The following is a 24,225-nucleotide window of genomic DNA, read 5'->3' as shown; positions in this document are numbered from 1 at the left end:
CGCTATTGTACGGTTATCAATAGAGCTGCCAAGTAAGAAATGCCGTCTATACTCTCAATATGCGCTAATTGTGAGGTAAATATGAATCTATTTGAGCCAGGGATCAGGTTATTAAACTCCCTACCTTTTGCTAGAAAATTCCAGCTTATTCTGGTCGTCTTAACGTTGCCACTTATATATAGCGCATTAGTGATCTATAGCGATAAGTCTCAAATGATGATGGCGAATGAAAACCAGCTTCAAGGTATGAATATCGTGTCGGCTATTCACCCTTTGAGGATTATTGCCGCCAAGCACCGAGGGACGTCGGCACAGTGGCTTGCAGGTAACGAAGCCGCACGTTCGGGCGTGCAGTCGTTAGAATCAGATATGACCCAAGCTATGACGGTGGTAGAAGTCGGTTTAGCATCCATGGCGTTTTCTGATGATGTTTCACGTGCATTTAAGAAAATACAATCATCCTGGCCAGATATATTGTCGCCTAAATTAAAGGTACTGGGTATAGAAGCCAGTTTTGTCGCCCATAATCAGTGGGTTGCGGATGTGGGCCATTTGATTGATTTGGTTACAGGTGAAAGCCAATTGTTATTGGATACCCACATCGATACTTACATGCTGATGCAAATAGTTGCGTTTGATGTGCCCGCAGTTCAGGAATACTTGGGGCGTTTAAGAGGGCGTGGGGCAGCGGTGGCAACCAGTGGCAGCTTTTCACCGCAGTCGTTTATTGCCGTGAGTACGTTGTACGATTCCATCTCGCAGATATGGAAGAAAGTCGAAGATGATTATCGTTATATCAAAAATGATAATGATCACGTCGCACAATTATTGCAAACGCCATTCAATCAAGCCAAAAGTGCTGTTGAGGCATTTAAGCGCTTGAGTAAAGAAAAATTAATTGATCCTGACCAGCCTCAAATTTCAGGTGATGAATATTTTAAAGCCGGCACTGATGCCATTACAAAAATGGCGGTGCTTTATGATGCTTCATTAAGCGCTTATTCAGTACGTATTGGCGAATATCATGACGAAATTAACCTCGACCTTGCCTTGGCTTTAGGTGTTTTTGCTGTTTTGGTGTTGTTAGGCGGTTTATTTGTTTATTGCTTTAAAACAATCGTTAGACAGTAATATTCACATTACACAAGATATGGCCAAATGCTTAGAAGAAGGGAATTTAAGTTGTGAATTTAAGAGTCTAAGCAAAGACGAACTCGGTTTGACGGTGCATTCTTTGAATAATGCATTTCAGCAGATTCGCAAAGTAGTCAGCCAAGTGAGGGACAACTCGCAAGGATTGACAAACTCCTCAACAGAATTACAAGCGGTATCAAACGATGTTAATTCGTTAGGGCAAAGCCAAAAGCATAAAGTGGCCGTTATTGTGACAGCGGCAACGCAATTAGCCGCAACCGCAAAAGAAGTGGCGTCACACTGTGAAAATGCATCGAAAGAAACCACGGCAGCTAAAGAGAAATCCAGCGGAGGCGCTGCTCGTTCTAAAGCGTCAGCGAATATTATTCGTGAACTTGCAGAGAGCATTCGTAAGGCAGGCGAAGAAATCAGTCATTTAGCTCAACAAGCCGCGTCAATTAGCACCGTTATTGATGTGATTAAAGCCATCGCAGAACAAACTAATTTACTGGCATTAAATGCAGCCATTGAAGCCGCGCGAGCAGGGGAGCAAGGTCGAGGTTTTGCGGTGGTGGCCGATGAAGTAAGAACACTCGCAAACCGAACCCAAGAATCCACCAATGAAATTGAAACCACGATCTCAAACCTGCAATCGGTTGCTGAACAAGCGGTAGCCGCCATGGAGAGTGCCTGCGGGCAAGCAGACTCAGGTGAATCAGAAGCGATTCAAACTGGTGAAGCATTAGCCGAGATAGAAAGTTCAGTAAACCTAGTGAGTGATTTGATTTTACAAGTGGCTTCAGCAGGGGACCAACAAGCGAGTGCCGCTGAGGAAATTGCGCAGAATATTCAAGATGTTGATAATGCGTCTTCTGACTTGGTTGAAAAGGCGAATTATGTGGCATCTGTTGCAGGGCAAGTGGGCTCAGGCAGTTTAGAACTCGATGACACAGTGAAAAAAGTTTAAAGTCTAAACCCGTTTATCGTTATACTGTTGCTACGTTACAAGCTGAGCACTGAGTATGAAAGACATTGCAGATATTCGTCGCCAATACGGCACAGAGCAGTTGCACCTAAAAGACTTGCATGAAAACCCGGTGGAGCAGTTTAAGCATTGGTTAGGACAAGCAATAGAGTCTGATTTATTCACCGACCCCACCGCAATGAATGTTGCCACGGTTGATAGTGATGGCATGCCAAGCCAACGTATTGTGTTATTGAAAAAATATGACGATACGGGCTTTACGTTTTTCACGAACTTAAAAAGTAACAAAGCGCTGCACATTGCAGATAACAATAAGATCAGCTTACATTTTGGCTGGTTATCGTTAGAGCGTCAGGTGATCATTCGTGGTGAAGCACATAAACTATCGGTTGCTGAAAACGCACAATACTTTTTGTCCCGGCCTCGTGATAGTCAATTAGCCGCTTGGGCCAGCCACCAAAGTAAAACGGTTGCGACCCGTAAGTTACTTGAGCAAGCGTTTGTGCAAATGAAAAATAAATTCTCAAGCGGTGATATTCCGTTACCTGATTTTTGGGGCGGTTATAAAGTGAAGCCTGTTTCAATTGAGTTTTGGCAGGGTCGTGTAAACCGATTACATGATCGGTTTGTGTATAAACAAAACGCCGAAGGGCAGTGGGTGATCGAGCGAGTTCAGCCTTAATACTTAATGTGCATTATTCAATGAGTTAAGTGACTAAAAAGGCCGAGCGTATCGGCCTTTTATCTGACGCTTTTGATGTTTGGCCCTCACTATGGACGATTAGCTCATAAAGGCGCAGCTGGACACAAAACGACAAGCCAATATCCTCCATTTTATTTCGTAGTTTAAATCATTCATATAGATTAGAATCCACAGCTATTTTATTAGAATTGCTCGTTAAATGAACAGCTTTGCTTTGTCAGGCAGATTGCTTCATTCAGCCGTGAGAGACGTATATGCAAAAAAGTATCGGATTATTAGCTCTTGTTTGTTCATTAGCAGGGTGTATTGATAATAGTAGCAGTGACTCCAAGGACAGCCGAGAAGTGCCTAAACTTGATGGCGTTTGGCAGATCCAAGACGATTTAAAGAGTTATGTGTTGTTTCAAACTGATCAAATGCAGCAATATGTTCACAGCGCCACCGAGGATTGCTACAACGTGGTCAAGCAACCTTTTTCTACGGCTAATAAAACACTCGAGTTAAACCTAGTGGGTTACAAAGGCGTATTTAATTATTCGCAGCCTCAAAGTGATCGTATTGAGTTAACAAGCCAGCAAACGCGTGCCGTTTTGAAAAAAACCGATGTATTAGCCAGTACTTTTAATAATCTTTGTGGGTCAGACAATCAAATAGGCACCATCAGTGTCGAAATTGAATTTGTGAATCTAACTACTGCAATAACAATCAATAAGGCAAGCACAGAAGATAACCGCGGTGAATTTGAAATTAGTGCATGGTTTGATGTAAATGCTTCAGGCAAACAAGATAAAGGGGATATAGCGTTTACCCTACATCACTTTAAGAAAGCCGATAGTCAGGAGTCGCTCATTAATGTTGTGGATTTACCATCGGTCTTATTTTTAAGACATAAGGATAATGCTTCAGTTGTAGTTAATACGGTATCAGTAAGCCAGCAAGAAGATGTTCTAACCTTTACGGGGGCTCGATACAAACATCCACTGCTTTCGACTATTTCAGCAGGTACGCCGTTTTTTGTGAAGGCGTATCATTGGTCTAACGATAAAGGCACACGCTATGACTGTTATCCTAACGAATGTGATTACACACAAGGGTTAGATGCTTCTACAGGGTTGCAGGATGAAATAGGTGAAGAAAGCACAGAAGATGCCTTTATTGATATTAGATCGGTCAGGGTGAAGGTAAGCGAATAAAGGTTAAAACGTTGATAAATGGGTGTTTTTCCACCCATTTTATTGGACTTTATTCCACTGTTTTTCGAACCGCAAACCAAGTGCCAGAGCACTTATTTTGATTAATGGTGGCATACCAAGACCCTTTTGCTTTTTCGCTCATAAGCTGGCCTTGGATATAGTGGCCCTTGCTATCGCTGATATAGAAGTGACCTCCTTTTTCAATAGGGCCTTCCATGTCATTACACTTATCTAAAAAACAGTAAAAGTCGATATGCACATCGTCTTTGTAGATGGTTAACCCCACATCACCTTCTTTTACGCACTCGCCGTGTTCCGTTGAGAAAACACCTTTCATGTCGCTTTGCCCTAAGCCACTGTCGCAACTTAGTAACATAAGACAAAAAGGGATGATGAGTGCAGCCAGTCGAATGTTCATTACTTCCCTTTAAAATTAGCAGGTCTTCTTTCTATTAAAGCAGATACCGCTTCAATATGATCCTGTGTTTGATGCAAGTTGGCTTGAATGGCCGCGCTCATTTGTAACAATGTGTCCAATGGCATTGTTGTGCCTGCGCGCATGAGTTGTTTTGTCGCTCTTAATGCTTGTGGCGGGTTAACCGCAATGCGGTGTGCAAGTGCCATTGCTTGGGTCATTAAATCGTCTGGTTCAACCAGCTTATTTAGCATGCCCCATTCATAAGCTTGTTCTGCACTGATGGCCTCGCCAGTGAAGGCCATTTCTGCGGCACGGCCATAACCGGCAATGCGGGGTAATATCCAAGCGCCGCCATCCCCAGGAATAATGCCTACTTTTATAAAGCTTTCGGCAAAGCGAGCATTGGTGCTGGCAATGCGCATATCGCAATACATGGCCAAATCACAGCCCGCGCCAACCGCAGGGCCGTTAACAGCGGCAATCGTTGGAATATTGATATTATGCAGAGCAAGGGGGATTCGCTGAATCACTTTGCCATAGTTTTCGCGCACATCATTGGCCTCGCCAGCAAACATGCCTTCTTTGTTCTGCATATGTTTAATATTGCCGCCACTTGAAAATGCCGATCCAGCCCCCGTAATAATTAAACAGCGTAACTGGTCGTTATTGCTCACAATATCCAGTTGTTCGATGAAAGCATCGACGACTTCAATTTCAGAAATAGAATTACGTAATTCAGGCTGGTTTAGCGTGAGAATGGCAATGTGTTCTTGTATATCGAGTAAAATGGGCTGAGACATGGGCTACCTACTTTTATTTTATAGTGACCCGAGTGCTAGAATTTATCAACAGGCTTGTGATTATTTAGCATGTTTGAAACACATCTCTACTTTTGTACCGCCTTTTTCTTGATTACTTATTTTAACCTCACCTTTTAATGCTTGCGTGACGACGACATACACAATGTGTAAACCAAGCCCTATATTACCCTTGCTTCTTTTTGTGGTGAAAAAAGGTTCGAATACTTTTCCAAGTGTCTCTTGATCAATGCCTTCGCCATCATCATTGACTTCAATGCAAACCCCCGATTCTGATTCCGTTGCGATAACATTAATGACACCGCAAGACCGGCCTGTAAAACCATGAGTGTAGGCATTATTAATTAAATTCCCAATGACAAGGGTTAATAGCTCTGGATCTACGGATGCTCTAATGGAAGGAGGGTTGCTTACCTTGATTTTAATGTGAGAGCTGTCCTGCTTGAAAATAGTAGGAACCGCATACAACAAATTGGATAGCTCGACTTTTTCCCTAATATCATTTTTTTGATAAATATTAAGCTGCTTAAAGGTAGAGATAAGCGAGATACAGCGCTCGGTATTGAGCTCAATTAATTGCATAAACTCTTGTGAATCATGTAAGTAATATTCAAAATCGTTTTTGGTAATCGAATTACGATTAAATTTTTCGCCAATGCTCAGCATGCCTTCTTGAACTTGACTAGAAGCGGTTTTAATAATGCCCATCGGCGTGTTCATCTCATGGGCAACCCCTGCAATCATACTGCCCAGTGATGCCATTTTTTCCGCTTGCATGAGTTTATCTTGGTGTTCTCTTAGTTGGGTCAGCATATTATTAAATGCGGCGTACAGCTCTGACAGCTCATCTTTCGATTCAATGTCCATTTTGACCGTTAAATCACCAGCGGCCACTTGGCTTGCTTTTTTCGCAAATTTTGAAAGGTGACTGCGTATAGAAAAATATACCGCACTGTATAAATAAAAAATAATAACCGATAGCAAAATAGTGCTGAAAAGAAAAACATAGAGCTTGTGATATTGTTTTTCGATTCTTTGTTTAAGTTGCTGGTCAATTGCAGGCAAAATGATGTTAATGACGTCGTGAATACTAGCGAATGATTCAGACATAGAATCAAAATATTCATCCCACTGTAAATCAATAAAATCTTTTTCGATTAAATTGAGGTAAAAGAAATTAGAGCCAATGCTTATGCCATTAAATAAGTCTTTTGCCACTCTCTTTAAGTCTTGTTGTTGATTATTTAAGTCCAATGCATATTTTAAGCTTTGTTCAATTAATGTTTGGTTAGCAATAAGCTCGTCATAAATTTTATCCAGCGTCTTAAAGGTTTCATAGTCTAATGCCGCTAAGCTTAAAGAGTAGGCACCGTAAGCCCGTGCTTTCCCAAGGCTTCTGATCACAGACGGTATGTCTTTTATCATGATATTAATTAATAGGAAGGTTTTGAGCGAAGGGTCATGAATAAGTTTTCGGTCATAAGTGACCACATTTACCATGAGCTCAACATTGTTAACAAGTGAATCATAGTATTGGAACTGTATATTAGGGCCACCGGCCGCACCGGCTGAGCCCACTTTAAAACGCTCCCAAGTGGAGTGTAATATATTGAGCTGTTCTGGTAGGCCGCTATTAGATAAACCCTTTATCGCATTTTCAAATTCGACAAGTGTTTGTTCAACCATTAAGGCTCGATTAACAATGCGCTGTTTAAGGTCTTCACTGCTGTTAGCTCGGGCAACTAATTGGACATCACGATAAGCGGTGGCTGCAAATAAAAGCTCATAGCTTTTTTGTAGCAGCACTATACCTTCTCGCTCTGCCTTGGTTGTATTGATGTTCTCGCTGATCTCGTTGAATAACGCTTGGCCAAGAATAAGCAGAGGGATGCTAAATAGAATACTGACCACTATGAACTTTTTGACAAAGCTCAAGCGGTTCATAAATACAATGGCGTATTTTATAAATGGGATAGGAACCATAACTAGGTTTCATCAGTGACCTAGTTAAAGCATAGACATTAATTGCGGTGCTGCTTAGGCAATTCCAAGCAATTTGTGGGTTTGTAGAGACATGCGCCAAATTGGGTTATCTAGGCAGTATTGTGTAGCGGATAGCATGTTCTCACGAACGATCATACCGCTGTTTTCAATGCCATAATCTGCCATAGGTGATAAGTAGTAATAATCAGCTTGAATATTGCTAACCTCTTCTGGTTTTAAATCCTCTTGTGGAAACACCAGTTTTAATTCGTCACAACGGTCAATGATAACCTTACTTTTACCTTTTGGGCTGATGCATACCCAATCTAGATTTGAAGGGAGGGCAAGGGTGCCGTTGCTCTCCACTGCACACTCAAAGTCATTGCGTTGGAATTCGCTAATAAGGTTTTCTGTCAGCTGTAGCGCGGGCTCACCGCCCGTGAACACAACGTAGGGTTTACCAAGCTTATCGTTGGGCCATAAATCGAGCGCCAATTGCATTAACTGTGCTTGAGTGTAAACGCCGCCATTCTCACCATCGATACCGGTAATATCGGTATCGCAGAATTGGCAAACAGCTGAGGCTCGGCCGCTTTCTTTACCGTTCCACAAATTACATTTACTAAAACGAATAAAGACAGATGCGCGCCCGGCCCGCGCGCCCTCGCCTTGCAATGTGTAAAACGCTTCTTTAATTCTGAATGATGCCGCTTTCATTTATTCGTATTCAACAGGGTCGGTGGCGTCATTGTCAGCAAATGCTTCTAAGCGCTCCACGCATGCGCCACATTTGCCACACGCCTTTTCGCGACCGTTGTAGCAGGTCCAAGTGTTTTCATAGGTAAGGTTCATACTTAAGCCATCTTTTAAAATCTCACCTTTAGATGAGTTCAAGTAAGGCGTTTCAATTGAGATAGGCTCATAGTTGGCAATTTTAGCAACATCATTCATTGCATGAACAAATTGAGGGCGACAGTCAGGATAAATAGCATGGTCGCCTGCGTGGGCGCCGTAATAGACTTTGCTCGCTTCGATATCCACCGCATAACCAATCGCCAGTGATAGCAAAATCATATTGCGATTAGGCACCATGGTGCTTTTCATATTGTCAGCTTCGTAATGCCCCTCAGGCACTTCAATACTGCCAACCAATGAAGAGCTTTGCATCAGCTGGTTAATAGGGGATATGTCTAAAATCTTATGAGGTACATTTAGTAACGTACAAACAGTACTAGCGACTTCTACTTCTTTTACATGCTTTTGTCCGTAGTTAAAGGTTAATGCATAAACATCATACCCATCCTTAATCACACGGTTTAATAACGTGAACGAGTCCATCCCGCCACTGTAAATCACAACTGCCTTTGGTTTGCTCATAATAAAGCCCTTAAATTTTGTTGCGAGTATAGCAAAACAGCTTAGAGGAAAACATGGCTGGATTAACCTAGGAATATCATCTCAGGGGCATATAAAGTTCATGGAATTGTCATACATTAATATTGTACTGTCCCACCACGTGTATTTACCAGAAGAGTAACAATGAAAAAAATAATAACAACAATTGGCCTAACTACTGTAATGGCAACCCAAGCCACCGCCATGTCTAAACCACCGGTTGAAATCCCAGACCCAGTCCCTGCACCCAATAGTCGTGTTCAATTTATAGCGATTGGCGATATGGGGACGGGTAAACAGGGCCAGTATCAGGTATCCGCGGCAGTAGAAAGTGTTTGCGCGCAGCAAGGATGTGACTTTGCACTAGGTCTGGGAGATAACATTTATGACTCGGGCGTCGATAGCACGGAAGACGAACAGTGGATGAGCAAGTTTGAAAAGCCATATGAGAATCTAGACTTCCCCTGTTTTTATGACATTAGGTAATCACGACAACTCTCACTTCGATGGCGAAGGGTTAGATAACTTTAAAGGGGAGCATCAGGTTGACTATACCTATAAAGACGATCGCTTCAGTGACAAATGGACCATGCCTGCACGTTACTATCAATTTACCGCGCCATTAAATGCCTCTACACCGCTGGTGGACTTTTATTCACTAGACTCAAACCCTCTAGCCGCTTTATCCGATATCAATATTGAATACTGGCAAGAGCCTTATAAAAAGAAGCAAGCTAAGTGGATGAATGAAGCATTAGCCAACTCGTTTGGCCAATGGAAAATTGCATTTGCTCATCACCCGCTTATCTCAAATGGTCGACACAGTAATGCCGGTATCTCAGATGGTGTGCCTTTATTAGGAATCGTGTGGAAAGACTTCTTAGAAAAGAACGTCTGTGGCAAGGTTGATTTACTCATTACAGGTCATGATCATGACTTACAGTACTTGAAGCCCATTAATCGTTGCGGCAAGACAGAGTTTATTGTTTCAGGTGGCGGTGCGAAGAGCCGTTCTTTTACTAACCCTGATCGCAATGACACCTATTGGCAGCAAGATGATACGAAAGGCTTCTTTTGGATAGAGTTAAAAGAAGGGCAAATGATCGTGCAGTCCTGGACAGTTGATGATGGCGGCAGCTTCGTTAAGGCGTATGAAGTAACTAAACAGAAGTAGTCCTTAAGCCACAGGGAGCTTATTCCCTGTGATTCCATCCTTATTAGCGTTCATTCAGCTCATTTCAGTTTAATTACAAAATAGCGTTGACAGAAAAGCTCACATGCGTAGAATGCGCCACCTCGACAAGGCAAGCCGATTACTTAATCGAAACTAAATTGTTGATTTTGAAAGAGAAAAACAGTTTCAAAGGGTTTTTAAAACAACTTGAAACAAACTTTCAAAAAGAGGTTGACGCAAGTGATTATCACTGTAGAATGCGCGCCTCGCTTGAGTTAAGTCCTTCGGGAATTAAGTTAAGCGCCTTGATTTAAGGTCTTGTTTTTAAAAACAAAATTACAAATTAAGGTTGACATAGAGATGCGGTTCTGTAGAATACGCGCCTCGCTTCGAGAGAAGCACTGCACTAGCCCAGCTAGAAAAGCAGATAAGAAATGGCCAGTCCGAGCGACGGTCACGATCTTTAAAAACGAATTCAGACAATTCGTGTGGGTACTTACCGAGAGTCGAGATGTACAGCTTCTTAGGAAGCAAAAGACTTTTCAAGTAAGTATTTACACTGTCAAATTTATTTAACAGTAGTATTTAATACTTGAGCACATCTTAGGATGTAAAATTTTTAAACTGAAGAGTTTGATCATGGCTCAGATTGAACGCTGGCGGCAGGCTTAACACATGCAAGTCGAGCGGAAACGAAGATAGCTTGCTATCAGGCGTCGAGCGGCGGACGGGTGAGTAACGCGTAGGAACCTACCTAATAGTTTGGGATAGCCCAGAGAAATTTGGATTAATACCGGATACGCCCTACGGGGGAAAGCAGGGGATCTTCGGACCTTGCGCTATTAGATGGGCCTGCGTGAGATTAGCTAGTTGGTGAGGTAATGGCTCACCAAGGCGACGATCTCTAGCTGGTCTGAGAGGATGATCAGCCACACTGGAACTGAGACACGGTCCAGACTCCTACGGGAGGCAGCAGTGGGGAATATTGCACAATGGGCGCAAGCCTGATGCAGCCATGCCGCGTGTGTGAAGAAGGCTCTAGGGTTGTAAAGCACTTTCAGTCGGGAGGAAAGCTTGTAGCTTAATACGCTACAAGTGTGACGTTACCGACAGAAGAAGCACCGGCTAACTCCGTGCCAGCAGCCGCGGTAATACGGAGGGTGCAAGCGTTAATCGGAATTACTGGGCGTAAAGCGTACGTAGGTGGTTTGTTAAGTTGGATGTGAAAGCCCAGGGCTCAACCTTGGAACTGCATTCAAAACTGGCGAACTAGAGTATGGTAGAGGTGAGTGGAATTTCCTGTGTAGCGGTGAAATGCGTAGAGATGGGAAGGAACATCAGTGGCGAAGGCGACTCACTGGACCAATACTGACACTGAGGTACGAAAGCGTGGGTAGCAAACAGGATTAGATACCCTGGTAGTCCACGCCGTAAACGATGTCTACTAGCCGTTGGGGTCCTTGAGACTTTAGTGGCGCAGCTAACGCACTAAGTAGACCGCCTGGGGAGTACGGTCGCAAGATTAAAACTCAAATGAATTGACGGGGGCCCGCACAAGCGGTGGAGCATGTGGTTTAATTCGAAGCAACGCGAAGAACCTTACCTACTCTTGACATCCACAGAACTTTTGAGAGATCAATTGGTGCCTTCGGGAACTGTGAGACAGGTGCTGCATGGCTGTCGTCAGCTCGTGTTGTGAAATGTTGGGTTAAGTCCCGTAACGAGCGCAACCCTTGTCCTTAGTTACTAACATTAAGTTGAGAACTCTAAGGAGACTGCCGGTGACAAACCGGAGGAAGGCGGGGACGACGTCAAGTCATCATGGCCCTTACGAGTAGGGCTACACACGTGCTACAATGGCCAGTACAAAGGGTTGCCAAGCCGCGAGGTGGAGCTAATCCCAGAAAGCTGGTCGTAGTCCGGATCGGAGTCTGCAACTCGACTCCGTGAAGTCGGAATCGCTAGTAATCGTGAATCAGAATGTCACGGTGAATACGTTCCCGGGCCTTGTACACACCGCCCGTCACACCATGGGAGTGGGTTGCTCCAGAAGTAGATAGCTTAACCCTTCGGGGAGGGCGTTTACCACGGAGTGATTCATGACTGGGGTGAAGTCGTAACAAGGTAGCCCTAGGGGAACCTGGGGCTGGATCACCTCCTTAAACGATAACATCCGCTCTCGGTTAAGTGCTCACACGAATTGTTTGAATGAAATCTTGAATGCCTTAATTGGTATTTGAGGTTTTGTTTTGCTCTCTTTAAAAATACGGATAAATTTTCTCTCAAGAATTAAAACTGAGTCAGCTTGCTGATTTAGGATTAATGATTGAAACGTTCTCATTGTTCTTCCTAGCCGAATGAATGATGAAAACACCAAAGTAACAATCAAGCGCGATCCGGAGAACGAAAGTTCTTATCAAGTGCGAAAACACTTAAAAATATATCGTAATGTTGTTTGATGATCTTAAATTTTCGATTTCTTTATCAAAAGGGGATTGAGAAAGTTTTGGGTTATATAGTCAAGCGACTAAGCGTACACGGTGGATGCCTTGGCAACTAGAGGCGATGAAAGACGTTGTAGCCTGCGATAAGCTACGGTGAGGTGGCAAACAACCTTTGACCCGTAGATCTCTGAATGGGGAAACCCACTGCTCCGGCAGTATCTTTAACTGAATACATAGGTTAAAGAGGCAAACGTAGGGAACTGAAACATCTAAGTACCTATAGGAAAAGAAATCAAATGAGATTCCCTTAGTAGCGGCGAGCGAACGGGGAGTAGCCCTTAAGCTGCATTGTAGATAAGAGAAGGCCCTGGAAAGTGCCGCCATAGTGGGTGATAGCCCCGTATCTGAAATCTTATATGTAGTGAAATCGAGTAGGTCGGGACACGTGATATCCTGACTGAATATGGGGGGACCATCCTCCAAGGCTAAATACTCCTAGTTGACCGATAGTGAACCAGTACCGTGAGGGAAAGGCGAAAAGAACCCCGGTGAGGGGAGTGAAATAGAACCTGAAACCGTGTACGTACAAGCAGTGGGAGCAGACTTGTTCTGTGACTGCGTACCTTTTGTATAATGGGTCAGCGACTTATTGTCAGTAGCAAGGTTAACCGTTTAGGGGAGCCGTAGGGAAACCGAGTCTTAATAGGGCGTTTAGTTGCTGGCAATAGACCCGAAACCCGGCGATCTATCCATGAGCAGGTTGAAGGTTGAGTAACATCAACTGGAGGACCGAACCCACTGTCGTTGAAAAGCCAGGGGATGACTTGTGGATCGGAGTGAAAGGCTAATCAAGCCGGGAGATAGCTGGTTCTCCTCGAAATCTATTTAGGTAGAGCGTCACGTATTACCCACGGGGGTAGAGCACTGTTAAGGCTAGGGGGTCATCCCGACTTACCAACCCTTTGCAAACTCCGAATACCGTGGAGTACAGCGTGGCAGACACACTGCGGGTGCTAACGTCCGTAGTGAAAAGGGAAACAACCCAGACCGTCAGCTAAGGTCCCAAAGTTATGGTTAAGTGGGAAACGATGTGGGAAGGCCCAGACAGCTAGGAGGTTGGCTTAGAAGCAGCCATCCTTTAAAGAAAGCGTAATAGCTCACTAGTCGAGTCGGCCTGCGCGGAAGATTTAACGGGGCTCAAACCATACACCGAAGCTACGGGTTCATCGAATGATGAGCGGTAGAGGAGCGTTGTGTAAGCCGTCGAAGGTGAACTGAGAAGTTTGCTGGAGGTATCACAAGTGCGAATGCTGACATGAGTAACGATAAGGGGGGTGAAAAACCTCCCCCGCCGGAAGACTAAGGGTTCCTGTCCAATGCTAATCAGGGCAGGGTTAGTCGGCCCCTAAGGCGAGGCTGAGAAGCGTAGTCGATGGGAAACGGGTTAATATTCCCGTACTTGTAATTACTGCGATGGGGGGACGGAGAAGGCTAATCGAGCCAGGCGTTGGTTGTCCTGGTTTAAGGTTGTAGGCTGAATGTTTAGGCAAATCCGGACATTCTTAAGGCTGAGAACTGATGACGGTGAATCCACGGATTCCGAAGTCGATGATGCCATGCTTCCAAGAAAAGCCTCTAAGCTTCAGGTAATTACGAACCGTACTCTAAACCGACACAGGTGGTCAGGTAGAGAATACCAAGGCGCTTGAGAGAACTCGGGTGAAGGAACTAGGCAAAATGGTACCGTAACTTCGGGAGAAGGTACGCCCTGGACTGTGATCAGACTTGCTCTGTGAGCGGTTCGGGGTCGAAGATACTAGGTGGCTGCGACTGTTTATTAAAAACACAGCACTCTGCAAACACGAAAGTGGACGTATAGGGTGTGACGCCTGCCCGGTGCCGGAAGGTTAATTGATGGGGTTAGCTTCGGCGAAGCTCTTGATCGAAGCCCCGGTAAACGGCGGCCGTAACTATAACGGTCCTAAGGTAGCGAAATTCCTTGTCGGGTAAGTTCCGACCTGCACGAATGGCGTAACGACGGCCACACTGTCTCCACCCGAGACTCAGTGAAATTGAAATCGCAGTGAAGATGCTGCGTACCCGCGGCTAGACGGAAAGACCCCGTGAACCTTTACTATAGCTTCACAGTGGACTTTGATATTACTTGTGTAGGATAGCTGGGAGGCTTTGAAGCGTGATCGCTAGATTGCGTGGAGCCAATCTTGAAATACCAGCCTGGTAATATTGAGGTTCTAACTCAGGTCCATTATCTGGATCGAGGACACTGTGTGGTGGGTAGTTTGACTGGGGCGGTCTCCTCCCAAAGAGTAACGGAGGAGCACGAAGGTTGGCTAAGCATGGTCGGAAATCATGCGGTTAGTGTAATGGCACAAGCCAGCTTAACTGCGAGACAGACACGTCGAGCAGGTACGAAAGTAGGTCATAGTGATCCGGTGGTTCTGTATGGAAGGGCCATCGCTCAACGGATAAAAGGTACTCCGGGGATAACAGGCTGATACCGCCCAAGAGTTCACATCGACGGCGGTGTTTGGCACCTCGATGTCGGCTCATCACATCCTGGGGCTGAAGCCGGTCCCAAGGGTATGGCTGTTCGCCATTTAAAGTGGTACGCGAGCTGGGTTTAGAACGTCGTGAGACAGTTCGGTCCCTATCTGCCGTGGGCGTTTGAGATTTGAGAAAAGTTGCTCCTAGTACGAGAGGACCGGAGTGAACGAACCTCTGGTGTTCCGGTTGTCATGCCAATGGCATTGCCGGGTAGCTATGTTCGGACAGGATAACCGCTGAAAGCATCTAAGCGGGAAGCCCCTTTCAAGATGAGATCTCACTAACACTTCGAGTGTTCTGTAGGGCCGTTGAAGACTACAACGTTGATAGGCTGGGTGTGGAAGCGTTGTGAGGCGTTGAGCTAACCAGTACTAATTGCCCGTGAGGCTTGACTATATAACGCCAAAACTGATCTAAAAACTTCAGTACGATATTAAGATCGCACAACTTGATTGCTACAACGTGTTTAAAACAAAGAACGAAGAAAATTTATCCAAAGCATTTGGAAAGCCGTTTGAACAAACGTCTATCCGAACCAGTTTGCTTGACGACAATAGAGCGTTGGAACCACCTGATCCCTTCCCGAACTCAGTAGTGAAACGATGCATCGCCGATGGTAGTGTGGGGTCTCCCCATGTGAGAGTAGGTCATCGTCAAGCTTTAAACACTAAAATCCCTGATGCTTGCGCATCGGGGATTTTTTTTGCCTGTCTGAAAGTCCTTCACACTGACGTTACTGAATTATTAGATTCATTATTATCGTTATACTCACTGCGTCCTTGCCTTATTCTCTATTCAATCGACCCCGTCTTACCTGTGGTTAGAAATGCATCGTCCGTGACACATCTCTTCATGTTGTTGAATAATCCTAAAATTAAAGCGCGGTTACGGCACAGCAAATACTAGGTTTTGGATTGTCAGAGCAATAGATGTCAAAGCGGTTTTCATCTTGATGTTTATTTTGTCTGAGGATGGCTTGGCTTTCTAAAAAGACAGGGCCCTTAAATACGACATCAATTTGAATTTTTTCATGGTTTGATTGTCGACTTTTAATGCTAGCTAGGGTGCCTGACGCTTCAATAGCTTCTGCGACAATGCCAAAGCCATGAGCAATGTCACGTTTTAGGCCAAATAGTTTGGCTAGCGTAGCGGACATATGAATGGGGTTGTAGTCACCGGAAATCTGAGCGTATTTTTTCCCCCTGTTTTTAGGTACTAACCAGTTTGCCTCTTCGTTCGTGTCTTCTAGCGTCGAAAGTTCAAAGCTACTCTGTTCGCTTGGGTTTTCTTTACCGCCAAATTTACCGGCCATAAAATACGTACTGACTTCTTCCCATAAGGTTTCACCTTCCACTATTACATGGGTACTGAAATCAAACTCTAGGCCTTTTGGCAGTAAGCGAAATTCGCCCATTGCGCTGTGAATATCTAAGACCTGAGTATTCTTAATTGGGCTATGTTGGGTGATGCGATTTTTTAAGTGCACAGCGCCTAATAAACCAAAAGGAAATAGTTTGTGAGTAAGCATATTCATGTGCAGGCCGCCGGCCAAAACATGGGGATATAGAATAGGTAAGTACTCACCTTGAGTGAGGCTTAGGACTTCATGGTAGTTTCTTAAGGCTGTAGAGTCTGCTTTAGCGGCAAGCCAGCTGCCACGAATGTCAGGCAACCCCGTTTCTGGGTTAAAACCTTTACGGGGCAATAGCAGGGCTTTTACCATGGCTAGGGCTAAGCCGGGTTTTTCATCATAGCTTAGTTGGATGTCTGTCGTGGTGTGCCTTATTTATGATTATTTAGTTGTTGGGATACTAGCACTTTTAATTATGCATCGCTTATGTCACTTATTTACTCTATATGAGCATCGTTTCAATGCTTAAACTCACCTTAGTGAACTTGTAGTGAATATAGGTCTAACGTTCGCTTTTTTTAAGACTATGTTCTTGCAGCTTATAGCTAACCCTTAGATAATGACCCGCTTGTTGAAGAGGTGTCTGTGACAAAATATCTAATTAAATTTTCTGTGCCGATTTTACTGATAATCGGTGTTGTTCTTTCTTATAGCTTGCCTAGCTTTAAAGAAAGCGATTTCTTTGTGCAAAAAGCCGTTGTAACACCCGTTAATCAAACGCCAATGTTTCAGCGCTTTGATGTAGGTGCTCAATCTGCACAGAGTATGCACAGTATGACAACCGTTGCCTTAAATAACGGTAACTTGTTAGCCGCTTGGTATGGTGGCACAAGAGAAGGCCATACGGATGTTGAGATTTACAGCTCTGTATTTAATGCTCATGACCAAGCATGGTCAGAACCCCGCAGTATTCTTACTCGCTACCAGTCATCTGACGATTTAAATCGCTATATCAAAAAAGTGGGTAACCCTGTTTTATATCGCCATCCAAGTGGGGTAACGGTGCTGTTTTATGTTTCCGTTTCTATGGCGGGTTGGGCAACAAGCCAAATTAATATGAGCCTGTCTCATGATGATGGCCAAACCTGGCATCCGTCTAAACGATTAGTATTAACACCTTTTTTAAATATTAGTACGCTGATAAAAAATGATGTGATCACTTATGCGGATGGCTCGATCGGCATCACGGCTTATCATGAGTTGTTAGGTGCTTTCTCACATCTTGTGCGAGTAGACTTAAACGCAAATGTCATCGACAGCTACCGTATGACAAGTGGTGATCATACGATCCAACCAAGCTTAATGATTTACGATGATAAAACCGCTGTTAGTATGATGCGCGATATGAGTCATGATATTGAGAAAGTACAGCGCGCTGTTTCATTAGATGCCGGTGTGAGCTGGAGTGAATATCAAGCCACGCAAGTCGATAACCCCAACTCTGCAGTTTTTGCTTTCATCGATACAAAAAAACGCAGTTGGATGATTTTTAATGATAAAACACGCGAAACAGAGCTAACGCGAAATAATTTAGCGTTAGCGGTTTCCTTTGATAAAGGCCAAACCTGGGAAACAACGTTTTATTTTGAAAACCCTGAAAAACTAAAAGCAGATGAAGGCCGCTATGCCTACCCTTGGGTTACTCAATCAGGAAGTGACTTCCATATTTTTTATACATGGAATAGAGAAATGTTTAAGCATATTCATGTGAACCAAACTTGGTTGGAGTCTTTACTATGACAGGTTTATTCTCATTTTTTGCTTGTGCGATTTTTTTTATGGCGCTTTTGTTTTCTGTATTTCAAGTTAAGCGTTGGGGGCGTTTTTGGCCAATTGCTTATGTATTAGCCGCAGTGCTCCTGGTACTTCCCATTTGGGTATTGGTTGTTAATTGAATTTGTGCGTGGTTATGTGTCTGATTTAAGTATGGCCACTATTACCATTTGCGTTTTGTATTTATGGAATGTGGTACGGCCTGAATCAAAAAAAGTTCAAGTATCACTCAATTGGTTTGTGTTAATGATTGCAATACTGTTGTATCCAATGAGTATGGGTATGACACAGTTTGATCCGTTTACTATGGGTTACCCGAGCAATTATTTATATACTTATCTTCTAATCGGAATAAGCGTGACGGGCTTACTTGCTTGGTCTTTCGGGTTTCAGCATATAGCGGTTGTGATTACATTGGCTGTATTAGCAAATGGATTTCAAGTATATGAAAGTCAGAACCTTTGGGTCTATTTAGTGGATCCAATCGCGGTGATAATCTGCAGTGCGAGTCTATGTATTCAAGGTTGCACTCATTTCGTTAATCGAGTTAAAACAACAGGTGTCAAACATGTTTAGTCAATTGCATAAAATCGAGAAAGTCGTTTATCCATTAATTTTATTGATGTTGGCTATCGGTAGTTACTATGCAATCACAGCGCCTGAATACTTTACCCGTGTGTTAGCTAAGGAAGATGGGCCAATTGAATGGCTAACAGTTGTTGGGTTGTTATTGTCTTGCTGTGTTTGTTTGTACCGTGTTGCGACGTTACGTAAACAAAAAAATGCGAGTTTTATTGCTGTGTGGGCTTTTTTGGCTTTGGTCTGTTTTTTTGGTGCTGGCGAAGAAATTTCTTGGGGGCAAAGAATTTTTAATGTAGAAAGCTCCGAATGGTTTAAACAAAATAATGCTCAACAGGAAACGAATCTTCATAACTTAGTGGTCGAAGGTAAAAAGGTTAATAAGATTATTTTTAGCGCTGTTTTGGGCTTGTCGCTGCTTACTTATTTACTGGTTTTCACGTTTGCCTATCGCCGTTCTGCTGGGTTTAAACGTTTTTGTGATTACATGGGGGTTCCCATTGCGCATTACCATCAAGTGATTGCGTGGTTTACAGTGGCTATTGTGGCTGAGGTCTTAATAAAAGATGTGTCACGCTCAAGTGAGCTATTTGAGAGTGCCGCAGTATTTGTTTTTTTATTGAATATATCGCTACCTTTCAATAAGGCATTATTTGATAAAGAAACGATTTGAGTAAGTTTAGATTAGACATAAAAAAAGCCGCTATTGCGGCTTTTTTTATGTCTGTTTCGTTATGGATTAAATATCCAATATCTACATTTCTTTGATAATGTATTGGGTGATATTAGTCTATTTAGGTCGTCATTGGTTATCTGTTGAATAACACCGCTACTTAAACCAAAGCGGCTAATATGAGTGCGACGACGGACATGATCGATGTTAAAACAAGCAGCATACCGATGCTAAAGGTGCAAGTTGCCTAGTACTGGGCATAGATAGTGCAAGTGTGTCATGCTGATACCGTTAAATACTCTATAGTGAAATATATTATACGTATAAGATTTATGTGCGTTCATTATTGTCAGTAAAAGGAGAGAACCCATGCGAATGCCAGATATAACAGAACCATTTGATTTGGTTTTGTTTGGGGCGTCAGGGGATTTAGCCCTACGAAAACTGATCCCTGCTCTGTATAACCTTCACCTAGATGGCCGCTTGCATGAAGAGGGACGTATTTGGGCTGTTACCCGCAGTAATACCAATCTTGAGTCCTATTTAGAGCATATAAAGCAGGCTGCGCACCAGTACGGTACAGATATCGACCAAAAGGTCTGGCAAAGCTTTAGTCGTCGAATTCGACATGTGGGTATGGATTTGGACAAAGCATCCGGTTACGCCAAGCTTGCTAAAAAGTTACAAGGGTCTACTCAACGATGCATTTTTTATTGTGCCGTTCATTCTCGTTTATACCCAGAAATTTCTGAACAGCTATTTGCTCAAAATATCATCAATGAAAACAGTATTATTGTTCTAGAAAAACCGATCGGGAGTGACTATAAAAGTGGGCAGGCTATCAACCGTCGAGTGGCTGAGTTTTTCCCTGAGTCACAAATTTATCGGATTGATCACTACCTAGGCAAGGAAACCGTACAAAACTTACTTGCCCTGCGTTTTGCGAATTCTATCTTTGAGCATCAATGGAACCAGCGTTACATTGACCATGTTCAAATTACCATTTCAGAAACAGTCGGTGTTGAGCAACGAGCTGGTTTTTATGAAGGCACAGGCGCACTGCGTGACATGCTACAAAATCATTTATTACAGTTGCTCTGTATGACGGCGATGGAACCGCCTGCCAGTATGGACCCTGAAGCGGTTCGAGATGAGAAAGTAAAAGTAATAAAAGCATTGAAGCCCATTGTAGGAGATGACCTGCTTGATAAAGTGGTGCGTGGTCAGTATGAAGCCGGTTTAATTCAAACGGAAAGTGGTAACGAAATGGTGCCAAGGTACCGTGATGAACCCGGTGTTAGTCAAGATTCTTACACGGATACGTTTGTGGCGGTAAAAGCAGAAATTGATAATTGGCGTTGGGCAGGTGTGCCCTTTTACTTACGCACAGGCAAGCGTTTAGCTGAGCGCTCCTGTGAAATAGTCGTACAGTTTAAAGAAGTGCCACATAGTTTATTTGAAATGCAAAACAAAAAAACCATGGCCAATAAGTTAGTGTTCCGCTTACAGCCAGATGAAGGTGTGCGCTTACAAATGTGTGAAAAGCGCATCGGCAACCACATGCAAGTGCGCCCGATGACGTTAAGCCTAAACAATACAGGGCAAAAAAAGCGAGTGCCGGATGCATATGAGCGTTTATTAGCAGATGCTATCAACGCAAATGCAACGTTGTTCTTACGCGAAGATGAATTGATGACGGCTTGGCAGTGGGCTGATCCAATTTTACAGTTTTGGCAGCAAGCAGATCAACGCCCCGAACCTTATAGTTCAGGCAGTTGGGGCCCTGCGGCTTCTACGTTGTTATTAGCAAAAGATGGGCGTTTATGGCAGGAGAATAATTAAACATGGATATTCATGAATTTGCTTCTTTAGAGCTATGTGAAGATGCGCTGCTGAGTCATATTAGTGGTTCAATGAATTCTACGTTAAGCAAAGGTGAAAAGGTCAAGCTTGCTTTGGCAGGCGGTAATACGCCAAAGGGACTGTACACTAAATTAAGTAATACCACTTTGGATTGGGAAGAAATTGCGGTTACATTAACGGACGAACGTTGGGTTGATTCTATGGATGAGGCGAGCAACGAACGCATGTTAAAACAAACCTTGTTTCAAAATAAAGCAAAAATAGGGCAGTTTTTAGGATTGAAAAATTCAAAAGATTCACCTGAACTTGGTCAAAGCCATACGGCTTCTTTATTAAGGGAGCATTTCTCTCGGTTAGATTATGTTGTATTAGGTATGGGTGATGACGGTCACTTTGCATCTATTTTCCCCTATATGGATAATACAGATGCTTTATTAGATTTAGAGCAAACTGAAGAGTGTTTGCCTGCTTTGCCTAAAGGGCAGCCTGCCAGAATGAGTTTAACGTTACGTTATTTATTAACGGCGAAACATATTTTTTTATTGGTAACTGGCCAAGATAAAAAAGAAATCATTCAGCAGCAATCTAATGAAAATGCGTCGCCTATTTTACCAATATATCGATTACTGCACCAAACACACTGTCCTGTAACAATCTATTGGAGTGAAGCATGATCCATAAAATTGTCGAGCAAGTGACAAATAATATTGAAAGTCGTAGCCAAAAAACACGTCAAGCATACCTTGATTTAATGGCCAGTATGGCACAAGAAAAACCCACACGTGGCCAGCTAGGGTGCACTAATCTTGCTCATGTTATGGCATCACAAAACGATGATGGCAAACTGATTTTAAAAGATACGATGTCGGGTTTAAATGTCGGCATAGTGACGGCCTATAATGATATGTTAAGTGCTCATCAACCTTATTATCGTTACCCAGAAATGATCAAAAAACACCTTTATAATTATGGTTTGTCTGCACAAGTGGCAGGGGGTGTACCAGCGATGTGTGATGGTGTAACTCAGGGTTATGCCGGTATGGAGTTGTCATTATTTAGTCGTGACACCATTGCTTTATCTACTGCTGTCAGTTTGTCTCATCAAAGTTTTGATAGCATGATTTTGTTGGGTATTTGCGACAAAATTGTGCCCGGATTATTAATGGGTGCATTACGGTTTGGTCATCTACCGGCTTTGTTTATTCCTGCAGGCCCAATGGCGACGGGTATTAGTAATTCAGAAAAAGCACAAGTACGCCAAGAATATGTAGAAGGAAAAATTGGTGATAAAGAATTACTTGAAAGTGAAGTAGCGGCCTATCATAGCCCAGGTACGTGTACATTTTATGGTACGGCTAATTCGAATCAAATGTTACTAGAGGCCATGGGGTTAATGTTACCTGGTAGCGCGTTCGAACAACCTACATCGAATGCCCGTGACGAATTTAACCAACAGGCATGTGAGCAAGTAGCCAGTAATACTCCAGTTGAGTATGTTGAAACAAAATAAGTCAATTCAACTGGGGCATATGGTGAATGCGAAGACTCTAGTGAATGCCATTGTTGCATTACTCGCAACGGGCGGCTCAAGTAATTTAACCATCCACTGGATCGCCATAGCAAAAGCAGCGGGCTATATTTTAACTTGGCAAGACATGCATGATTTGTCGCAAGTGGTACCTATGATTTGTAAAGTGTACCCAAATGGTAAAGCGGATATTAATGCGTTCCATCATGTGGGTGGCACCGCGTATGTGTTTAACGAATTGTTAAACGCAGGTTTGATGCACGGTGATGTGCTAACGATTACCCAGAAAACATTAGCACAAGATGTTTTGCATAGTATGCGCCATTGGCAAAATCATTACTCAAAACGCCTTAATGAAACCATGCGCAGCGAAATATTATCCACATGCCGTAAACCCTTTGATGAAAAAGGGGGGTTGACGCTATTAAAAGGTAATTTAGGTCAGGCTATTGTGAAAGTATCGGCCGTGGATATAGAGCATCGCGTTATACAAGCACAAGCAAAAGTATTTCATGATCAGCTTGATGTCATTGCTGCTTTTAAAAATGGTGAGTTGAATCATGATGTCGTAGTGGTATTAAAAGGCCAAGGTCCAAAAGCCAATGGGATGCCAGAGCTACACAAATTAATGCCAGTGTTAGGGAGCTTACAGGATCATGGTTTTAAAGTGGCTTTGCTGACAGACGGCCGATTATCAGGTGCGTCTGGTAAAGTACTCAGTGCGATTCATTGTGTACCAGAAGCCGCAGCTGGTGGCATGATTAATCGAATACAGGATGGTGACGAGATTCATATTGATGCACAAAGTGGGGAATTCAATCTGCGTAACGTCAATTTAGACACACGTGACTCTGAGTTCAAGCACCCAATACAAAAAGGGATTGGCAGAGAGTTATTCTCGGTGTTTCGTAAACATGTTACCGCTGCCGATGTGGGTGCCATTAGTATTGATTGGGAAAGAATAAAATGTCATTTCAAACGTGGTTAACTCAAAGCAAAGCGGTTATTCCAGTGATTGTGGTTGATGAATTAGAACAAGCGGTACCACTGGCAAAAGCATTAGTGGCGGGAGGCGTGCGATTATTAGAAGTGACCATGCGCACACCCGTTGCATTAGCCGCCATCGAGAAAATTGCTAAAGAAGTGCCAGACGCCATTGTAGGTGTCGGAACCGTCACCACCGCTGCCCATGTGCAACAAGCTTATGATGCCGGTGCCCAATTTGCATTAAGCCCTGGCATCAGTGAAAAACTGGTGGTTAAGTCCCAAGAGCTCAAATTACCTTTTATGCCCGGTGTGATGACACCAACTGATATCATCAAGGGTATTGAGTTTGGTCTGCAAAATTTTAAGTTTTATCCTGCCGAACAAGCAGGCGGTGCGGCGATGCTAAAAGCCTTTGCTGGGCCGTTTGATCAAGTACAATTTTGCCCAACAGGCGGTATATCCGAGCATAACTTTAAAGCGTACTTAGCGCTTAAAAATGTGATGGCAGTGGGCGGTTCTTGGTTATGCCCTAAAGCGTTACTTAAACAGAAAGATTGGTCAGCGATTGAAACCTTAGCTAGGCAGTGCTGAGTTAAGTC

The 24,225-nt window shown here is 43.4% G+C and carries 18 protein-coding genes, 3 rRNA genes and 1 pseudogene; 16 read left to right on the top strand and 6 right to left on the bottom strand.

Going from position 1 to position 24,225, the window contains the following annotated elements; translation table 11 throughout:
• The first annotated feature begins 81 nt into the window (after positions 1 to 81).
• The 4 genes from ACU6U9_RS12895 to ACU6U9_RS12880 all read left to right on the top strand — a co-directional run bounded on the left by ACU6U9_RS12895 (position 82) and on the right by ACU6U9_RS12880 (position 4,015).
• Positions 82 to 1,131 (top strand): hypothetical protein, encoded by a 1,050-nt coding sequence (locus ACU6U9_RS12895; protein ID WP_446735442.1) that lies wholly within the window; start codon positions 82 to 84, stop codon positions 1,129 to 1,131.
• 19 nt (positions 1,132 to 1,150) lie between these two features.
• On the top strand, positions 1,151 to 2,101 hold the full coding sequence (locus tag ACU6U9_RS12890) for a methyl-accepting chemotaxis protein (protein ID WP_446735869.1): 951 nt from the start codon (positions 1,151 to 1,153) through the stop codon (positions 2,099 to 2,101).
• Between the two features lie 55 nt (positions 2,102 to 2,156).
• Positions 2,157 to 2,801, top strand: a complete 645-nt coding sequence (pdxH, locus tag ACU6U9_RS12885; RefSeq protein ID WP_446735441.1) for a pyridoxamine 5'-phosphate oxidase — start codon at positions 2,157 to 2,159, stop codon at positions 2,799 to 2,801.
• A gap of 275 nt (positions 2,802 to 3,076) precedes the next feature.
• The gene (locus ACU6U9_RS12880) at positions 3,077 to 4,015 is read left to right on the top strand and encodes a hypothetical protein (protein WP_446735440.1); all 939 of its coding nucleotides are present in this window, start codon (positions 3,077 to 3,079) and stop codon (positions 4,013 to 4,015) included.
• Positions 4,016 to 4,064: 49 nt separating this feature from the next.
• On the opposite strand, the gene ACU6U9_RS12875 is transcribed toward ACU6U9_RS12880, so the two are convergent.
• Genes ACU6U9_RS12875 through queC form a run of 5 tightly spaced genes read right to left on the bottom strand, consistent with a single transcriptional unit; the run spans position 4,065 to position 8,611 of the window.
• Positions 4,065 to 4,433: a hypothetical protein gene (locus ACU6U9_RS12875; protein WP_446735439.1), complete on the bottom strand. Its 369-nt coding sequence runs from the start codon at positions 4,431 to 4,433 to the stop codon at positions 4,065 to 4,067.
• The gene (locus ACU6U9_RS12870) at positions 4,433 to 5,233 is read right to left on the bottom strand and encodes a crotonase/enoyl-CoA hydratase family protein (RefSeq protein WP_446735438.1); all 801 of its coding nucleotides are present in this window, start codon (positions 5,231 to 5,233) and stop codon (positions 4,433 to 4,435) included. The genes ACU6U9_RS12875 and ACU6U9_RS12870 overlap by 1 nt, the downstream gene beginning before the upstream one ends.
• A gap of 60 nt (positions 5,234 to 5,293) precedes the next feature.
• Entirely contained in the window at positions 5,294 to 7,234 is a 1,941-nt protein-coding gene (locus ACU6U9_RS12865) for an ATP-binding protein (RefSeq protein ID WP_446735437.1), read from the bottom strand.
• Positions 7,235 to 7,288: 54 nt separating this feature from the next.
• Positions 7,289 to 7,951 (bottom strand): 7-carboxy-7-deazaguanine synthase, encoded by a 663-nt coding sequence (queE, locus tag ACU6U9_RS12860; RefSeq protein WP_446735436.1) that lies wholly within the window; start codon positions 7,949 to 7,951, stop codon positions 7,289 to 7,291.
• A complete protein-coding gene (gene queC / locus ACU6U9_RS12855; protein ID WP_446735435.1) occupies positions 7,952 to 8,611 on the bottom strand; it encodes a 7-cyano-7-deazaguanine synthase QueC in 660 nt (219 codons plus the stop codon). It abuts the gene before it with no gap.
• Positions 8,612 to 8,773: 162 nt separating this feature from the next.
• On the opposite strand from queC, the gene ACU6U9_RS12850 reads away from it, so the two are divergent.
• From ACU6U9_RS12850 to rrf, 5 genes are all read left to right on the top strand, one after another.
• Entirely contained in the window at positions 8,774 to 9,115 is a 342-nt protein-coding gene (locus ACU6U9_RS12850; protein ID WP_446735434.1) for a hypothetical protein, read from the top strand.
• Entirely contained in the window at positions 9,102 to 9,803 is a 702-nt protein-coding gene (locus ACU6U9_RS12845; protein ID WP_446735433.1) for a metallophosphoesterase, read from the top strand. Before ACU6U9_RS12850 ends, ACU6U9_RS12845 begins: the two co-directional genes overlap by 14 nt.
• A 621-nt stretch (positions 9,804 to 10,424) precedes the next feature.
• A 16S ribosomal RNA gene (locus tag ACU6U9_RS12840) occupies positions 10,425 to 11,965 on the top strand.
• Between the two features lie 355 nt (positions 11,966 to 12,320).
• Positions 12,321 to 15,208: ribosomal RNA gene (locus ACU6U9_RS12835) — 23S ribosomal RNA — on the top strand.
• A gap of 147 nt (positions 15,209 to 15,355) precedes the next feature.
• A 5S ribosomal RNA gene (rrf, locus tag ACU6U9_RS12830) occupies positions 15,356 to 15,471 on the top strand.
• The 16S, 23S and 5S rRNA genes sit together here, the layout of an rRNA operon.
• A gap of 215 nt (positions 15,472 to 15,686) precedes the next feature.
• Here rrf and ACU6U9_RS12825 read toward each other — a convergent pair.
• Positions 15,687 to 16,535, bottom strand: coding sequence for a MaoC/PaaZ C-terminal domain-containing protein (locus ACU6U9_RS12825; protein WP_446735432.1), 849 nt, complete (start codon positions 16,533 to 16,535; stop codon positions 15,687 to 15,689).
• Positions 16,536 to 16,808: 273 nt separating this feature from the next.
• Between ACU6U9_RS12825 and ACU6U9_RS12820 the strand changes: the two genes are divergently transcribed.
• From ACU6U9_RS12820 to ACU6U9_RS12790, 7 genes and pseudogenes are all read left to right on the top strand, one after another.
• Entirely contained in the window at positions 16,809 to 17,963 is a 1,155-nt protein-coding gene (locus tag ACU6U9_RS12820) for a sialidase family protein (protein WP_446735431.1), read from the top strand.
• Between the two features lie 144 nt (positions 17,964 to 18,107).
• Positions 18,108 to 18,572 (top strand): hypothetical protein, encoded by a 465-nt coding sequence (locus ACU6U9_RS12815; RefSeq protein ID WP_446735430.1) that lies wholly within the window; start codon positions 18,108 to 18,110, stop codon positions 18,570 to 18,572.
• Positions 18,565 to 19,248 carry a hypothetical protein gene (locus ACU6U9_RS12810; RefSeq protein ID WP_446735429.1) on the top strand — a complete coding sequence of 228 codons (684 nt, stop codon included), beginning with the start codon at positions 18,565 to 18,567 and terminating at the stop codon, positions 19,246 to 19,248. The genes ACU6U9_RS12815 and ACU6U9_RS12810 overlap by 8 nt, the downstream gene beginning before the upstream one ends.
• 375 nt (positions 19,249 to 19,623) lie before the next feature.
• Entirely contained in the window at positions 19,624 to 21,090 is a 1,467-nt protein-coding gene (gene zwf, locus ACU6U9_RS12805; RefSeq protein ID WP_446735868.1) for a glucose-6-phosphate dehydrogenase, read from the top strand.
• A 2-nt stretch (positions 21,091 to 21,092) separates the two neighbouring features.
• Entirely contained in the window at positions 21,093 to 21,785 is a 693-nt protein-coding gene (gene pgl / locus ACU6U9_RS12800) for a 6-phosphogluconolactonase (RefSeq protein WP_446735428.1), read from the top strand.
• Positions 21,785 to 23,627, top strand: a pseudogene (edd, locus tag ACU6U9_RS12795) (phosphogluconate dehydratase). Before pgl ends, edd begins: the two are co-directional and overlap by 1 nt.
• Entirely contained in the window at positions 23,606 to 24,217 is a 612-nt protein-coding gene (locus ACU6U9_RS12790) for a bifunctional 4-hydroxy-2-oxoglutarate aldolase/2-dehydro-3-deoxy-phosphogluconate aldolase (RefSeq protein ID WP_446735427.1), read from the top strand. Before edd ends, ACU6U9_RS12790 begins: the two are co-directional and overlap by 22 nt.
• Positions 24,218 to 24,225 lie beyond the last annotated feature (8 nt).

It is taken from the genome of Pseudomonas sp. HK3, from assembly GCF_052920985.1.
This window is presented reverse-complemented; position numbering and strand designations above follow the sequence as displayed.

What these genes read in the sequence shown, in the direction of transcription:
- ACU6U9_RS12895 (WP_446735442.1), top strand. Translation starts at nt 82, where the DNA reads ATGAATCTATTTGAGCCAGGGATCAGGTTATTAAACTCCCTACCTTTT.
- ACU6U9_RS12890 (WP_446735869.1), top strand. Translation starts at nt 1,151, where the DNA reads ATGGCCAAATGCTTAGAAGAAGGGAATTTAAGTTGTGAATTTAAGAGT.
- pdxH (WP_446735441.1), top strand. Translation starts at nt 2,157, where the DNA reads ATGAAAGACATTGCAGATATTCGTCGCCAATACGGCACAGAGCAGTTG.
- ACU6U9_RS12880 (WP_446735440.1), top strand. Translation starts at nt 3,077, where the DNA reads ATGCAAAAAAGTATCGGATTATTAGCTCTTGTTTGTTCATTAGCAGGG.
- ACU6U9_RS12875 (WP_446735439.1), bottom strand. Translation starts at nt 4,433, where the DNA reads ATGAACATTCGACTGGCTGCACTCATCATCCCTTTTTGTCTTATGTTA.
- ACU6U9_RS12870 (WP_446735438.1), bottom strand. Translation starts at nt 5,233, where the DNA reads ATGTCTCAGCCCATTTTACTCGATATACAAGAACACATTGCCATTCTC.
- ACU6U9_RS12865 (WP_446735437.1), bottom strand. Translation starts at nt 7,234, where the DNA reads ATGGTTCCTATCCCATTTATAAAATACGCCATTGTATTTATGAACCGC.
- queE (WP_446735436.1), bottom strand. Translation starts at nt 7,951, where the DNA reads ATGAAAGCGGCATCATTCAGAATTAAAGAAGCGTTTTACACATTGCAA.
- queC (WP_446735435.1), bottom strand. Translation starts at nt 8,611, where the DNA reads ATGAGCAAACCAAAGGCAGTTGTGATTTACAGTGGCGGGATGGACTCG.
- ACU6U9_RS12850 (WP_446735434.1), top strand. Translation starts at nt 8,774, where the DNA reads ATGAAAAAAATAATAACAACAATTGGCCTAACTACTGTAATGGCAACC.
- ACU6U9_RS12845 (WP_446735433.1), top strand. Translation starts at nt 9,102, where the DNA reads ATGACATTAGGTAATCACGACAACTCTCACTTCGATGGCGAAGGGTTA.
- ACU6U9_RS12825 (WP_446735432.1), bottom strand. Translation starts at nt 16,535, where the DNA reads ATGGTAAAAGCCCTGCTATTGCCCCGTAAAGGTTTTAACCCAGAAACG.
- ACU6U9_RS12810 (WP_446735429.1), top strand. Translation starts at nt 18,565, where the DNA reads ATGTTTAGTCAATTGCATAAAATCGAGAAAGTCGTTTATCCATTAATT.
- zwf (WP_446735868.1), top strand. Translation starts at nt 19,624, where the DNA reads ATGCCAGATATAACAGAACCATTTGATTTGGTTTTGTTTGGGGCGTCA.
- pgl (WP_446735428.1), top strand. Translation starts at nt 21,093, where the DNA reads ATGGATATTCATGAATTTGCTTCTTTAGAGCTATGTGAAGATGCGCTG.
- ACU6U9_RS12790 (WP_446735427.1), top strand. Translation starts at nt 23,606, where the DNA reads ATGTCATTTCAAACGTGGTTAACTCAAAGCAAAGCGGTTATTCCAGTG.